This is a genomic window from Mycobacterium asiaticum, from assembly GCF_001673365.1.
Lineage (GTDB): Bacteria > Actinomycetota > Actinomycetes > Mycobacteriales > Mycobacteriaceae > Mycobacterium > Mycobacterium asiaticum_A.
On record NZ_LZLS01000190.1, the window covers coordinates 46,071 to 60,841 of the forward strand.

Sequence of the window (14,771 nt, forward strand, 5' to 3'; positions counted from 1 at the left end):
GGATCAATTGGTGCCGAGCGCGCCGCTGAGCCCGAAGAGCAAGCCGCGCGTGCCGCCGGAACCGTGAGATCCGCCGCCGGATCCCGACCCGCCGTCACCCCCGTTTCCGAACAGCCCCATGGCGTTGCCGCCGTTGCCCCCATCACCCGCGTCCAGAACATCGCCGCCGTCGCCCCCGTCACCGAACAGCAGGCCGCCGCGCCCACCGTCACCGGCCGGCGCGACCGCCGACTTGCCGCCGTGACCGCCGTTACCGAACAGCCCGATCGCGTCGCCGCCATTGCCGGCCCGTCCCGGCCCGGGGGCGAAGTCAAGCCCAGCGGCGTAACCGCCGTCGCCTCCGTTGCCGAACCACAACCCGCCCTGGCCGCCGTCCCCACCGTTTCCGGAACCGCCCAAAGTCAGCATTCCCCCGGCGCCGCCGTTGCCGATCAAGCGGGCGTGGCCGCCATTACCCGCGCTTTCAAATCCGCCCGCACTGCCCATGGCGTTGCCACCGGCACCGCCGTTTCCGATCAGGGCGCCGCTGCCGCCGTGACCGCCGTATCCGCCGACGCCACCCTCATTCGCACCGCCCTCTCCACCGGCGCCACCCTGGCCAAATAATCCAACGGCGTCACCGCCGGCGCCGCCGTTTCCGGCGCTGCCGACGGCGGAACTGCTGTATGCCGCACCCCATCCACCCGTCCCGCCGTTGCCGCCACTGCCGAACAGCCACCCGCCCGAGCCACCGCGACCGCCATCGACTCCGTCACCGCCGCCCACCGCTCCGGGGCCCCCGATTCCGCCCCTGCCACCGTTACCGATAAGCCCGGCGTCACCGCCATTGCCCGCAGTCGGATGGTCGACGGTGCCGTTACCGCCGTTACCCCCGCTGCCGAACAACAGTCCGCCGTCGCCGCCGTTCTGTCCGGGACCGCCGTCGGCACCATTACCGATGAGCGGACGGCCCAACAGCGCTTGAGTTGGGGCGTTGGCAACGTCTAACGCCATATCGAGCGGGCTGAAGCTCTTACCGGCGACGCCGTTCGGGCCGCCGGAATCACCGGCACCACCGGCACCACCGAGGCCGAAAAGTCGCGCGTCCCCGCCGTCGCCCCCGGCGCCGGGAAAGTTACCGTTGCTGGCGCCGGCAGCGCCGCCGGCACCCCCGTTTCCGAACAGAGCCGCAGTGCCGCCGTGACCGCCATGTCCGCCGGCCCGAGCAATCGGAGGCTCGACTGAGCTGAGTCCCATGCCGCCGGCACCGCCGACTCCTCCGTGTCCGAACAGACCGAAAGCACTTCCGCCGTTTCCACCAATACCGCCGGATATCACGCCGGCGGACCCGCCGTCTCCGCCACTGCCGAACAGCCCGACGGCATTCCCGCCGTTGCCGCCGTTGCCAAAAATCCGGGTGGAACCGCCGTTGCCGCCATTACCCCACAGCCACGCTCCCCGACCACCGTCGCCGGGCGCGGCTTCTCGGCCCCCGACGCTTACGTCACCACCGTTGCCGCCGTTGCCGAAAAGGCCCACGGCATCTCCGCCGTGGCCTCCTGCACCACCCGGGCTGGGAATGAACGGAGTCCCGATGTTGTAGCCGCCGTTCCCGCCGTTGCCGGCCAGCAGACCACCGTTGCCGCCATGTCCACCGATGCCCCTGCCGCCGTAAATCTGCCAACCGCCGGCACCGCCGTCGCCGATCAGTCGAGCGTTGCCGCCGGCGCCACCGGAATTCCAGAAGCTGTCGCCCCCGGCGCCGCCGTTGCCGATCAGACCACCGGTCCCCCCGTTGCCCCCGACTGCATAGGTTTGGCCGCTACGCGTCCCGAGCCCTCCGGTGCCGCCATGTCCGAACAACCCGATCGCGTCCCCGCCGGCGCCACCTGAGAGAAAGCCGGTCCCACCGTGACCGCCGTTGCCGAACAACCACCCTCCTGTGCCCCCGCGACCACCCGTGCTACCGGTCCCGCCGCGCCCGCCGTCGCCGATGAATCCGGCGTTACCGCCACTGCCCGCAACAGGATTAGCGGCGGTGGCATCACCCCCTCGACCGCCGTTGCCATACAGCAGGCCGCCGTCCGCGCCGTTTTGCCCTGGCGCCCCGTTGGCGCCGTTGCCGACGAGCGGGCGCCCCATCAAAGTCCGGGCAGGCGCATTGATGGCGTTTAATACCAGCTGCAATGGGTCGGCGTTGGCGCTCTCCGCGGCCGCATAGGCGCTGACACCCGCGGTCAATGTGTGCACGAACTGCTCGTGAAACAACGACGCCTGTGCGCTCACTTCCTGATAGGCGCGGCCGTGGGTGCCGAATAGCGCAGCAATCGCCGCCGACACCTCATCGGCGGCGGCGGCCCGCACCGCCGTCGTTGCCGCGACCGCCGCGGTGTTGGCGTCGCTCAGCGCGGTTCCGAGGCCGTCCATGTCGGCCGCTGCGGCTGACATCCACTGCGGTGCGGCGATCACAAATGACATCCGGCGGCCTCCTGGACTGCGGTCGGGCGGTGGTGCCGGAAGCATATCGGAGCAAGTGCTCCGCGTGTGTAATGGCGTTATAAGGCGCTTGCTTGCTGGTCAGGGGATGTTTTGCGCACCTCGCCGCGAGCGGCTCTTCGTGACCAGACCGCGAAGGTGCACAGAATGCGCGAAGGTGCACAGAATGACAGGCACACCAGCGTGTCGACGCACATCTGCGCACCCTCGCCGTAGCGGGTAGGACAGTGCGCAGCGGGTAGGGCCAGTGGGCCGCGGGTAGGACAGTGGGCCGCGGAAAGATCAGAACAGCGTCGGCAGCGCGATCGCCGAGTCGACCGCAAGCGCGCAGAACACCACCGCGAGGTAGTTGTTCGACTGCAGGAACAAGCGCAGCGGCTTGACAGCCTCCCCCGCGCGCACGCCGGCATACAACTGGTGGGCCATCGCTAGGAACCACACCCCGGCCACCACCGCTACCGCCGCATACAGCCAGCCGGCAGCCAGGGCCAACACCAACGTCGCCAACACCGTCAACCAGGTGTAGATCAGAATCTGCTTGGTGACCTGACGCTCGGTGGCCACGGCAGGCAGCATCGGCACGCCGGCGACTTTGTAGTCCTCCTTGTACCGCATCGCCAACGCCCAGGTGTGTGGCGGCGTCCAGAAGAAGATGATCGCGAACATCGCCAATGCCGGCCAGCTGATGGTGCCCGTAACGGCCGACCAGCCGATCATCACCGGCATGCAGCCCGCCGCGCCGCCCCAGACCACATTCTGCGACGTGCGCCGCTTGAGCAGCAGCGTGTAGACGAACACATAAAACGCGATGGTGGCCACGGCCAGCAGGCCGGAAAGCAGATTCGTGGTCCACCACAACCAGAAGAACGAGCCCACGCTCAGCGCCAGGCCGAAAATCAGCGCGTTGCGGGTGGGCACCGCGGCCCGGGCCAGCGGACGCCGGGCGGTCCGCTTCATCACCTTGTCGATGTCGGCGTCAGCGACACAATTGAGCGTGTTGGCGCCGCCGGCCGCCATCATGCCGCCGACCAGGGTATTCAGGATCAGCAACGGGTCGACGGTGCCGCGATGGGCCAACAACATCGCCGGTATCGCGGTGACCAGCAGCAGCTCGATTACCCGCGGCTTGGTCAACGCCAGGTATGCCAGCACTGTTCCGAATGCCCGGCTCATCCTCGAGCCGGTACCCAGCCCTGCTGTGGTACCCGGCGCCGAAACCTGCAGGCGCCCGCGAACGCTCACGCATTAACTCCTCGGGAAAATCGCAGCCGCGCGCAGCTTCTACTACGCACGATGGTAGACCGCGCCCGGTCGACCGTAGCCCTGCAGGGTCGTTTCGGTGGCACTTCCGTGGCAGTCGGCCCTGTTAAAACCGGACAAGATATTTTCACACGGGCTTTGCCGGGTACTCGAAAATCTGGCCCTGCAGCCGCGAGCAATCCCGCACTAGGGTGGGATTGATCAGTTTGATGACCCCAGGACTGAGGACTGAATGACAACTGTTGAAGAGATCTCCGAGCTCACCCACCCCCGCCACCCCGACGACTGGACCGAGATCGATTCGACTGCGGTCGACACGATCCGGGTGCTGGCCGCCGACGCGGTCCAGAAAGTCGGCAACGGGCACCCCGGAACGGCGATGAGTCTGGCGCCACTGGCCTACACGCTGTTCCAGCGCACGATGCACCACGATCCCAGCGACCCGCACTGGCTGGGGCGCGACCGGTTCGTCTTGTCGGCGGGTCACAGCAGCCTGACGCTCTACCTGCAGCTGTATCTGGGCGGGTTCGGTCTGGAGTTGTCCGACATCGAGTCCCTGCGCACCTGGGGATCCAAGACGCCTGGTCACCCGGAGTTCCGGCACACCAAGGGCGTCGAGATCACCACCGGACCGCTGGGTCAGGGGTTGGCCTCGGCGGTGGGGATGGCGATGGCGTCGCGCTACGAGCGCGGTCTGTTCGACCCGGACGCCGAACCCGGCACCAGCCCATTCGACCACCACATCTATGTGATCGCCTCCGACGGCGACATCCAAGAAGGGGTCACCTCCGAGGCTTCGTCGCTGGCTGGGGTTCAGGAACTGGGCAATCTCATCGTGTTCTACGACAGCAACCAGATCTCGATCGAGGACGACACCAACATCGCCCTTTGCGAAGACACTCCGGCCCGCTATCGCGCATACGGCTGGCACGTCCAGGAAGTGGAAGGCGGCGAGAACGTCGTCGGCATCGAAGAGGCGATCGCCAACGCCAAGGCCGAAACCGGCCGTCCGTCGTTCATCGCGTTGCGCACGATCATCGGCTTCCCGGCGCCGAACCTGATGAACACCGGCAAGGCGCACGGCGCCGCCCTCGGTGACGAAGAGGTGGCGGCCGTCAAGAAGATCCTCGGGTTCGATCCCGACAAGAACTTCGAGGTGCGCGACGAGGTGATCGAGCACACCCGCAAGTTGGTGGAGCGCGGAAAAGAAGCCCACGAAAAGTGGCAGCAGGACTTCGACGCGTGGGCCGAACGTGAACCGGAGCGCAAGGCGTTGCTGGATCGGTTGACTGCCGAGGAGTTGCCGGAAGGCTGGGACGCCGAGCTGCCGCACTGGGAGCCCGGCTCCGATGAGATCGCCACCCGCAAGGCCTCCAACGAGGTACTCAACGCGCTGGGACCGAAGCTGCCCGAGTTGTGGGGTGGTTCGGCCGACCTGGCGGGTAGCAACAACACCACCATCAAAGGCGCGGATTCCTTTGGGCCGCCGTCGATTTCCACGAAGGACTACACCGCCCACTGGTACGGCCGCACGCTGCACTTCGGTGTTCGCGAACATGCGATGGGCGCCATCCTGTCCGGCATCGTGCTGCACGGCCCCACCCGGGCGTACGGCGGCACCTTCCTACAGTTCTCCGACTACATGCGCCCGGCGGTGCGGCTGGCGTCACTGATGGACATCGACACCATCTACGTGTGGACGCACGATTCGGTGGGATTGGGCGAAGACGGCCCGACACACCAACCGATCGAGCATCTTTCGGCGCTGCGGGCCATCCCCAATCTGTCGGTGGTCCGCCCGGCCGACCCCAACGAGACGGCGTACGCCTGGCGCACGGTGCTGGCCCGTGGCAACGGCAGCGGCCCGGTCGGGCTGATCCTCACCCGCCAGAACGTTCCGGTGCTGGAAGGCACCAACGCCGAAGGTGTGGCGCGCGGCGGCTATGTGCTGGGTGGAGACCCGCGAGGATCATCGAGCGACGAGGAACCAGACGTCGTGCTGATCGCCACCGGCTCGGAGGTGCAACTCGCCGTCGAGGCGCAGAAGTTGTTGGCGGACAAGGACATCCTCGCGCGCGTCGTGTCGATGCCGTGCGTGGAGTGGTTCGAATCGCAGCCCAGCGACTACCGCGACAGCGTGCTGCCACCGTCGGTGTCCGCGCGAGTGGCCGTCGAAGCCGGCGTGGCCCAGTCCTGGCACAAGCTCGTCGGCGACACCGGAAAGATCGTCTCCATCGAGCATTACGGAGAATCCGCCGATTACAAGACTCTGTTCCGCGAGTACGGCTTCACCGCTGAAGCCGTCGCTGCCGCCGCGGAAGAAGTACTCGATAACTGAGAAAGGGTGATTATTGATGACCCAGAATCCAAACCTCGCGGCATTGAGCGACGCAGGAGTGTCGGTTTGGCTTGACGACTTGTCCCGGGACCGGATCAAGTCGGGCAATCTGCAGGAACTGATCGACACCAAGAGCGTCGTCGGGGTGACGACCAACCCGTCCATCTTCCAGAAGGCGTTGGCCGACAGTGACACCTACGACGATCAGGTGTCGGAGTTGGCCGAGCGCGGCGCGGACGTGGACGCCACCATCCGCACCGTCACCACCGACGACGTGCGCAATGCGTGCGACGTGCTGCGTCCGCAGTGGGAATCGTCTGACGGTGTGGACGGCCGGGTGTCGATCGAGGTCGACCCACGGTTGGCGCACGACACCGACAAGACCACGCAGCAGGCGATCGAACTGTGGAAGATCGTCGACCGGCCGAATCTGTTCATCAAGATTCCGGCCACCGAGAAAGGCATTCCGGCAATCACCGCCGTTCTGGCGGAAGGCATTTCGGTCAATGTCACGCTGATCTTCTCTGTCGAACGCCACAAGGCGGTGATGGACGCCTACCTGGCCGGGTTGGAGAAAGCCCGTGAGGCTGGCCATGACTTGTCCAAAATCCATTCCGTGGCATCGTTTTTCGTCTCCCGCGTGGACACCGAAATCGACAAGCGGCTGGAAAAGCTGGATTCGGACGAATCGCTCGCGCTGCGCGGACAGGCCGGCGTGGCCAACGCGCGACTGGCCTACGCCGCTTACCAGGAGGTCTTCGAGGGCGGCGACCGCTACCAGGCACTGAAATCCGACGGAGCGCGGGTACAACGGCCGCTGTGGGCGTCGACCGGCGTGAAGAACCCCGACTACTCCGACACCCTCTACGTCACCGAGTTGGTCGCACCTAACACGGTTAATACCATGCCGGAGAAGACGATTGACGCCGTTGCCGACCACGGTGTGATCACCGGCGACACGATCACCGGGACCGCGGAAGAGGCGCAGCGTGTGTTCGACAAGCTCGACGCGATCGGCATAGATCTCGACGACGTGTTCGTGGTGCTGGAGAACGAGGGCGTGGAGAAGTTTGAGGATTCCTGGAAGGAACTGCTCGAGGAGACTCAGGCGCAGCTCGACTCCGCCGCCAAATGAGTGAAGCCCGCAGGGCCGCCCAGTGGCAAAACCCGTTGCGCGACAAGCGGGACAAACGACTGCCTAGAATTGCCGGCCCGTGCGGCATGGTGATTTTCGGGGTCACCGGCGACCTGGCTCGCAAGAAGGTGATGCCGGCGATCTACGACCTGGCCAACCGCGGCTTGCTCCCCCCGACGTTCTCGCTGGTGGGTTTCGCGCGCCGCGACTGGACCACCCAGGACTTCGGCCAGGTGGTGCACGACGCCGTCAAGCAACACTGCCGCACACCGTTTCGGCAGGAGAACTGGGATCGGCTGGCCGAGGGATTCCGTTTCGTCTCAGGCGCTTTCGACGACGACGAGGCATTTGACCGGCTCGCCGAAACGTTGGAGAAGCTTGATGCCGAGCGGGGCACGGGCGGCAACCATGCTTTCTACCTAGCCATCCCACCAAAGTCCTTCCCCGTGGTGTGCGAGCAACTGCAGAAGTCGGGCCTGGCCCGGCCCCGTGACGACAGGTGGGCTCGAGTCGTAATCGAGAAGCCGTTCGGCCACGACCTGAAGAGCGCCCAGGATCTCAACCAGACGGTCAACTCCGTGTTCCCGGAGGAGTCGGTCTTTCGCATCGACCACTATCTGGGCAAGGAAACCGTGCAGAACATCCTGGCCCTGCGCTTCGCCAACCAACTCTTCGACCCGATCTGGAACGCGCACTACGTCGACCACGTGCAGATCACCATGGCCGAAGACATCGGACTGGGCGGGCGGGCCGGCTACTACGACGGAATCGGAGCTGCGCGCGACGTCATCCAAAACCATCTGATGCAACTGCTTGCGCTGACCGCAATGGAAGAGCCGGTCAGCTTCACGCCAAAGTCGTTGCAGACAGAGAAGATCAAGGTGCTTTCGGCAACACAACTCGCCGAACCGCTCGACGAGACCACCAGTCGCGGCCAATACGCGGCAGGATGGCAGGGCGGGGAAAAGGTAGTCGGACTGCTCGACGAGGAAGGGTTCGCCAAGGACTCGACCACCGAGACGTTCGCCGCCATCACCCTGGAGGTCGACACCCGCCGCTGGGCCGGGGTGCCGTTTTACCTCAGGACCGGAAAGCGGTTGGGCCGCAGGGTTACCGAGATCGCTTTGGTGTTCAAACGGGCACCGCATCTGCCCTTCGACGCCACCATGACCGACGAACTGGGCACCAACGCCATGGTCATCCGGGTTCAGCCCGACGAAGGCATCACGTTGCGGTTCGGGTCCAAGGTGCCCGGCACCGCGATGGAGGTCCGGGACGTGAACATGGACTTCTCCTACGGTTCGGCGTTCGCCGAGGAATCGCCGGAGGCCTACGAGCGACTGATCCTGGATGTACTGCTGGGCGAACCGTCATTGTTCCCGGTCAACGAGGAGGTCGAATTGGCCTGGGAGATACTCGATCCCGCCCTGGATAATTGGGCCTCCCACGGCAAGCCCGAACCTTACGAGGCGGGTACCTGGGGACCGGATTCCGCGTTCGAGATGCTGCGCCGTACCGGCCGGGAATGGCGGCGGCCATGATCCGCGCCGGCGACGATGCAGAACGCAGTGATGGTGAGGAGCGGCGCCAATGATCGTCGAACTCCCCGAGACCACCACCACCGCGGTCAACAAGAAACTCGACGAGATGCGCGAAATGGCCGGCATCGTCACCATGGGTCGGGTCCTGACCCTGATCATCGCCCCGGACAGCGACGCGGTGGTGGAAGAGTCGATCCAGGCCGCCAATGACGCCAGCCACGAACACCCCAGCCGCATCATCGTCACGATGCGCGGCGATCCGTACGCCGACAAGCCCCGTCTGGACGCGGAAATCCGCGTGGGCGGTGACGCCGGTGCAGGCGAGGTCGTGGTGCTACGCCTGTCGGGAGCCTTGTCCGGCCATGCCGCCAGCGTCGTCATCCCCTTCTTGCTGCCCGACATCCCGGTGGTCGCGTGGTGGCCCGACAACGCCCCGGCGGTCCCAGCGCATGATCCGTTGGGCAAGTTGGCCATTCGCCGCATCACCGACGCCACCAATGCCGTTGAACCGCTGTCGGCGATCAAGAGCCGGCTGCCGGGCTACACGGCCGGCGACACCGACCTCGCCTGGAGCCGCATCACCTATTGGAGGGCGTTGCTGACCTCGGCCATCGACCTGCCGCCGCACGAGCCCATCGAATCGGCTCTGGTGTCGGGTCTGGAAACCGAACCGGCACTGGACATTTTGGCGGGCTGGCTGGCCAGCCGGATCGACGGGCCGGTCCGGCGCGAAGTCGGCGAACTGCGCGTCGAGCTGGTGCGCAGCAGCGAAACCATCGTGCTGCGTCGACCACAGGAGGGAACCACCGCGACCCTGAGTCGCACCGCAAAGCCTGAAGCGCTAGTTCCCTTGGCGCGCAGGGTAACTGGTGAGTGCCTCGCCGAAGACCTGCGTCGGCTTGATCCCGACGAGATCTATCACGAGGCCCTGGAAGGCGTCAAGAAGGTTCAGTACGGATGAGCACAGAGGTAGAGGTTTTCCCCGACAGCGAAGCGCTGGCACAGGCGGCCGGTACGCGATTGGTCGAGTCCATCACCGCGGCGATAGCCGCACGGGGCCGAGCGCTGATCGTGTTGACCGGGGGCGGCAACGGCAATGCGCTGTTACGCCATCTCGCCGGCCAGCAGGTGGAATGGTCCAAGGTGCACCTCTTTTGGGGCGACGAACGCTACGTGCCCGAGGACGACGACGAGCGCAACGAAAAGCAGGCCCGTGAGGCGTTGCTCGACCACATCGACATCCCCGCCAGTCAGGTTCATCCGATGGCGGCCAGCGACGGCGAGTTCGACAGCGACATCGAGGCGGCCGCGTTGGCGTACGAGCAGGTCCTGGCGGCCAATGCCGCCCCCGGCGACCGGGCCCCGAGCTTCGACGTCCACCTGCTCGGAATGGGGCCGGAAGGTCACGTCAACTCGCTGTTTCCGGACACACCGGCGGTGCGCGAAACCAACCGGATGGTGGTTTCAGTCGAAGACTGCCCCAAGCCGCCGCCGCGACGAATCACGTTGACATTACCCGCAATTCAGCGGTCCCGCGAAGTGTGGCTGCTGGTCTCGGGCGCGGGCAAGGCCGAGGCGGTGGCCGCAGCCGTCGGCGGCGCCGACCCGGTGTCATGGCCGGCAGCGGGAGCAATCGGGCAGGAGTCCACCCTTTGGCTGCTCGACAAGGAGGCCGCGAGCAAACTGTCGGGTTGACAGCGGCCAAATCCCGACAGGGCTACATCTTCACTTGTCAAGCGGGTAATAATGACCGTCATGGCAGACAGAAGCGGCGACCGCCCAAAGCCGGCTCGGCAAAGGATGAAGACTCTCACCCAGGCGGCGTTGAACGCCGACAAGACGGTGGAGCAGGTCGAAGACGTCCTCGACGGTCTCGGCACTTCCCTGGTTGACCTGAACAAGTCCCTGGATGCCCTCAACGCCACGGTGGAGCGGCTGGAAGGCGGGCTGGACCACCTCGACAACACCTTGTCCAGTCTCGACGACCTGGCCAAGCGGTTGCTGTCGGTGCTGCAGCCCGTGGAGGCAATCCTGGAACGCATGGACAACATCGTGAGCTGGGGCGAGACGATGATGACGCCGCTCAACGCGACCGAGCACGTGTTCCGCGGGGTGATGGACCGGCTCCGCAACAGGGCCGTCCACTAGGGTCCTGTGCGCGGGCTCGCCGAGGAGGCGAGTTAGCCGCTGTTGCGTAACGCGGAGGCCAGGCCGTTCATCGTCAGCAGAATGCCGCGCTGTACCAGCTCGTCGTCCTCACCCGAGCGGTAGCGGCGCAGCAACTCCACCTGCAGGTGGTTCAGCGGTTCGAGATACGGAAAGCGATTGAACACCGAGCGCGCCAGTGCCGGGTTGTCGGCCAGCAGGTCCTCCTGACCGGTGATGCGCTGATACATCGCAATGGTTCGGTGATGCTCGTCGGTGATCTTGTCAAACACCCTGCGCCGCAACGCTTCATCATCGACCAGCTCGGCGTAGCGGGCGGCCAGTCCCAGATCGCTCTTGGCCAGCACCTGCGCCATGTTGGACAGCACGCTGCGGAAAAACGGCCAGCGCTCGTACAAGTCGTGCAACACGGCCAGGCGTTCGTCTTCGTCCTCCGGACCGGCGGCGATCCATTGCTCAAAGGCTGAGCCGGTGCCGTACCAGCCGGGCAGCATCACCCGCGACTGGCTCCACGCCAGCACCCACGGGATGGCGCGCAGGTCCGAGATCGATTCGGTGGGCTTGCGTGAGCTGGGCCGACTGCCGATGTTGAGCGACCCGATCTCGCTGACCGGCGTGGAAGCCATGAAGTACTCGACGAAACCCGGTGTGTCGTGCACTAATTCGGCGTATGCGCGCTGGGCTAGATCGGCGATCTCTTCGAGTACCGCGTAGGCGGGCTCCGCCGCGTCGCCGAGGCCCTCGACGTCGAGCAGCGTCGACTCCAGCGTCGCGGCCAGCAACGTTTCCAGGTTTCGCCGAGCAGCCTGCGGTTCGGCGTACTTGGCCGCGATCACCTCGCCCTGCTCGGTGAGTCGCAGCGACCCGTTCACCGCCCCCGGCGGCTGGGCCAGGATGGCCTCGTAGCTGGGGCCGCCGCCACGGCCGACGGTGCCGCCGCGACCGTGGAAGAGCCGCAACCGAATTCCGTTATCGCGAGCCGCTTCGACCAGTGCGAGTTCGGCGCGGTAGACGGCCCAGTTGGCGGCCATATATCCGCCGTCCTTGTTGGAGTCGGAGTAGCCGAGCATCACTTCCTGCATGTCGCCGCGGGCGGCAACCATCGTCCGGTAGAGCGGAAGCTTCAACATCGATTCCAGAACCTTGGCGCCGTTGTGCAGGTCCTCGATGGTTTCGAACAGCGGTGAGATGCCGACCGGACAGTACGGTTCGTCTCCCGAAACGTCCAGCAGACCGGCTTCTTTGAGAAGTATCGCCGTCTCCAGTACGTCGGACACCGACCGGCACATGGAGATGACGTAGTTGGGAACCGCTGCGGGACCATAGGTTTCGACGGCGTGCGTGGCTGCAACGATGACGTCGAGTTCCTTGCGGGCTAGGTCGGAAAGTTTTGCACCGTTTCCGACGAGCGGCCGGCGGGTGCCGAGTTCGCCGGCCAGAAGTTCGACCCGTTGGTCCTCCGGCAGGGATGCGTAGTCGTCGTGCACACCAGCCCAGGCCAGTAGTTCGGCCACCACCTCCTCGTGCACATCGGAATTCTGTCGAAGGTCCAAGCCGGACAGGTGAAAACCGAAGACGTGCACGCTTTCTCGCAGCAGCGCCAGCCGGTCGTCGGCGAGCACACTGCTGCCGTGAGTCCGCAGCGACGCGTCGATAGTGTCGAGGTCTGCGCGCAGCTCGCCGGGTGTGTCGTACGGCGGCAGCCCCAGATCGAGCAGGTGTAGTGGCTCTCGGTCCAGGATTTCGGTAGCGGTGGCACTCAGTCGGGAACGGATTGCCCGCAGCGCTCGCCGGTAGGGTTCGTCGTCGCGGGCCTGGTCCTGACACCCTTCGGCCAGTTCGGCGAGTTCGGGCGTCACGCTGAGCAGCCGCGAGGAAATCGACAGCTCCTGCTCGAGGTGGTCGAGTTCGGTCAGGTAGTGCGCCAGTGCGGTGTAAGCGGCACTGCCGGTGGCGAGTCGGACCACCTCGCCGGTGACGTTGGGGTTGCCGTCGCGGTCACCACCGATCCAGGAGCCCGGTTGCAGCATCGGCTCCGACAACAGGTCTGTATCGGGCCAGCGAGCTCGCAGCGCTTCTCGGACCTCGGCGTTGACCTTCGGCAGGACCTCGAAGAAGGAGGCCGGGTAGTAGCGCAGACCCACCGCGATCTCGTCGCTGATCTGCAGCCGGGAGAGCCGGATGATTGCGGTCTGCCACAGCGTGAGAATCTCCCGACGCAACTCGAGTTCGATGCTGCGCCCGCTGTCGGTCTGGGTGTGTCCTTCGGCGTGCAGTCGCATCAGTTCGGTGATTCGGTGCTGGGTGACGAAGACGGTGCGACGCCGGGTCTCGGTGGGGTGGGCGGTGATGACCGGGGCGACCAGTGCGCCCTTGAGGGCCTCGGTGACCGTGGCTGCGTCCAGGTCGGCTTTGTCCAGCTTCGTGTAGGTCGCGGCCAGGCTGCTGTCCTGCGGCGGTTCACCGGCCTCGACGTGGATGCGACGGCGCCGCTCGCGGTGGATGTCTTCGGCCACGTTCGCCAGGAGCGCGAAGTGCGTGAATGCGCGGATGACCGGAATGGCCTGGTGGATATCGATGCCGTCGAACATCCGCGACACCTCGGCGCGGTCGATCTCCGAGCGCCGGACCCGGAACGACTCCACCCGTGCGCGCTCGACGAGGTCGAATACCTCCTCACCGTTCTGCTCGCGCACGGTGTCGCCCAAAATCGCCCCCAACAACCTGATGTCGGCGCGCATCGGCTCGGTGGCCTCGCGTCCCAGGGCGGTCCGGTGGACGTCGCCAATCGGTTCCAGCGCGGTATCAGAAGCCTCGGCCATGTGTCCCAGTATTAGCGACCGGTGCGGTCGGCGCCTGTCGCCGGTGTGCAGTTCGGTAGGCTGCCCCTATGGAATTGGCCCTGCAGATCACCCTGGTGGTCACCAGCGTGCTGGTCGTGTTGCTGGTGCTGCTGCACCGCGCCAAGGGTGGCGGTCTGTCGACGCTGTTCGGCGGCGGTGTGCAGTCGAGCCTGTCCGGGTCGACGGTCGTGGAGAAGAACCTGGACCGCTTGACGCTGTTCATCACCGGAATTTGGCTGGTCTCGGTAATCGGCATGGCGTTGCTGATCAAATATCGCTGACCCTCTGTGAGCTATCCCCAGCAGGATGCGCGGCCCGCCGAGGGGGTCGCGATCACGACGCGCTATTTGCCGTTGGCATTCATGCTGGCCCTGTTCAAACCGAAGATCTTGATCGACGGGTACGAGACTCCACCGGCCTTTTGGGGCCGCAACGTCCTGCCGGTATACCCAGGCCGGCACCGTGTTCACGTACATGTGCCGTATTGGCTGCCGTCGCAGATCGGGCCGGCCGACACCCTGGTCGACGTCCATCCCGGACAACTGGTCGAACTGGAATACAAGGCGCCGCTGTGGGGCTACAGTCCCGGCTCGCTGGGCGCCCCGCCGCAAAGCTACAACGGCGTCGGTATCACCGTGGCCCTGATGGTGGCCGCGTTTGCTGTGGCGTTGCTGTTCCCGTTGCTGATCGCGTTCGTCGCGCTGTAACGGCCGGGTAGACATGTGCCTGTTTGCCCGCCTCTGCGCGACAAATACCGATCATCCGGCCCCGCGCGGGCGAGTTGTCGCGCAGAGCCGGGCAAACAGACATATGGTCTAGATCCTGGGACGGGTGTCACCGCGTTGGCTGTGGCGATGCTGTTCCCTTTGCTGTCCCTTTGCTGTTCCCCGTGTTGCTCGCGTTCGTCGCGCTCTTACGGGCCGGGCAGACATGGGCCTGTTTGCCCGCCTCTGCGCGACAAATACCGATCATCCGGCCCCGCGCGGGCGAGTTGTCGCGCAGAGGCGGGCAAA

11 protein-coding genes are annotated in these 14,771 nt (G+C 65.7%); 8 read left to right on the forward strand and 3 right to left on the reverse strand.

Annotated elements, in window-relative coordinates; genetic code table 11:
* Window positions 1-3 precede the first annotated feature (3 nt).
* Window positions 4-2,457 carry a PE family protein gene (locus A5634_RS21315; protein ID WP_065146008.1) on the reverse strand — a complete coding sequence of 818 codons (2,454 nt, stop codon included), beginning with the start codon at window positions 2,455-2,457 and terminating at the stop codon, window positions 4-6.
* A gap of 300 nt (window positions 2,458-2,757) precedes the next feature.
* Entirely contained in the window at window positions 2,758-3,717 is a 960-nt protein-coding gene (locus tag A5634_RS21320) for a heme o synthase (RefSeq protein WP_065146009.1), read from the reverse strand.
* Window positions 3,718-3,967: 250 nt separating this feature from the next.
* Between A5634_RS21320 and tkt the strand changes: the two genes are divergently transcribed.
* Genes tkt through A5634_RS21350 form a run of 6 tightly spaced genes read left to right on the forward strand, consistent with a single transcriptional unit; the run spans window position 3,968 to window position 10,897 of the window.
* Window positions 3,968-6,073, forward strand: coding sequence for a transketolase (tkt, locus tag A5634_RS21325; protein WP_065146010.1), 2,106 nt, complete (start codon window positions 3,968-3,970; stop codon window positions 6,071-6,073).
* Between the two features lie 13 nt (window positions 6,074-6,086).
* The gene (tal, locus tag A5634_RS21330; protein WP_155769643.1) at window positions 6,087-7,208 is read left to right on the forward strand and encodes a transaldolase; all 1,122 of its coding nucleotides are present in this window, start codon (window positions 6,087-6,089) and stop codon (window positions 7,206-7,208) included.
* Window positions 7,205-8,749, forward strand: coding sequence for a glucose-6-phosphate dehydrogenase (zwf, locus tag A5634_RS21335; RefSeq protein WP_065146012.1), 1,545 nt, complete (start codon window positions 7,205-7,207; stop codon window positions 8,747-8,749). Before tal ends, zwf begins: the two co-directional genes overlap by 4 nt.
* Window positions 8,750-8,798: 49 nt before the next feature.
* Complete coding sequence (opcA, locus tag A5634_RS21340) at window positions 8,799-9,710, forward strand: glucose-6-phosphate dehydrogenase assembly protein OpcA (RefSeq protein WP_065146013.1); 912 nt, start codon at window positions 8,799-8,801, stop codon at window positions 9,708-9,710.
* A complete protein-coding gene (gene pgl, locus A5634_RS21345; protein WP_065146014.1) occupies window positions 9,707-10,444 on the forward strand; it encodes a 6-phosphogluconolactonase in 738 nt (245 codons plus the stop codon). The genes opcA and pgl overlap by 4 nt, the downstream gene beginning before the upstream one ends.
* 51 nt (window positions 10,445-10,495) lie before the next feature.
* Complete coding sequence (locus A5634_RS21350) at window positions 10,496-10,897, forward strand: ATPase (protein ID WP_065146015.1); 402 nt, start codon at window positions 10,496-10,498, stop codon at window positions 10,895-10,897.
* 32 nt (window positions 10,898-10,929) lie between these two features.
* Here the strand turns inward: A5634_RS21350 and ppc are convergent, their stop codons facing one another.
* Window positions 10,930-13,737 carry a phosphoenolpyruvate carboxylase gene (gene ppc / locus A5634_RS21355; protein WP_065146016.1) on the reverse strand — a complete coding sequence of 936 codons (2,808 nt, stop codon included), beginning with the start codon at window positions 13,735-13,737 and terminating at the stop codon, window positions 10,930-10,932.
* Between the two features lie 68 nt (window positions 13,738-13,805).
* Here ppc and secG point away from each other — a divergent pair, with 68 nt between their 5' ends.
* Window positions 13,806-14,039, forward strand: coding sequence for a preprotein translocase subunit SecG (secG, locus tag A5634_RS21360; protein ID WP_036355638.1), 234 nt, complete (start codon window positions 13,806-13,808; stop codon window positions 14,037-14,039).
* Window positions 14,040-14,045: 6 nt separating this feature from the next.
* Entirely contained in the window at window positions 14,046-14,465 is a 420-nt protein-coding gene (locus A5634_RS21365) for a hypothetical protein (protein WP_253861808.1), read from the forward strand.
* Window positions 14,466-14,771: the final 306 nt, after the last annotated feature.

Excerpts from the sequence above, each read along its gene's own strand:
- tkt (WP_065146010.1), top strand. The coding sequence starts at position 3,968 with ATGACAACTGTTGAAGAGATCTCCGAGCTCACCCACCCCCGCCACCCC.
- pgl (WP_065146014.1), top strand. The coding sequence starts at position 9,707 with ATGAGCACAGAGGTAGAGGTTTTCCCCGACAGCGAAGCGCTGGCACAG.
- opcA (WP_065146013.1), top strand. The coding sequence starts at position 8,799 with ATGATCGTCGAACTCCCCGAGACCACCACCACCGCGGTCAACAAGAAA.
- A5634_RS21350 (WP_065146015.1), top strand. The coding sequence starts at position 10,496 with ATGACCGTCATGGCAGACAGAAGCGGCGACCGCCCAAAGCCGGCTCGG.
- zwf (WP_065146012.1), top strand. The coding sequence starts at position 7,205 with ATGAGTGAAGCCCGCAGGGCCGCCCAGTGGCAAAACCCGTTGCGCGAC.
- secG (WP_036355638.1), top strand. The coding sequence starts at position 13,806 with ATGGAATTGGCCCTGCAGATCACCCTGGTGGTCACCAGCGTGCTGGTC.
- A5634_RS21315 (WP_065146008.1), bottom strand. The coding sequence starts at position 2,457 with ATGTCATTTGTGATCGCCGCACCGCAGTGGATGTCAGCCGCAGCGGCC.
- ppc (WP_065146016.1), bottom strand. The coding sequence starts at position 13,737 with ATGGCCGAGGCTTCTGATACCGCGCTGGAACCGATTGGCGACGTCCAC.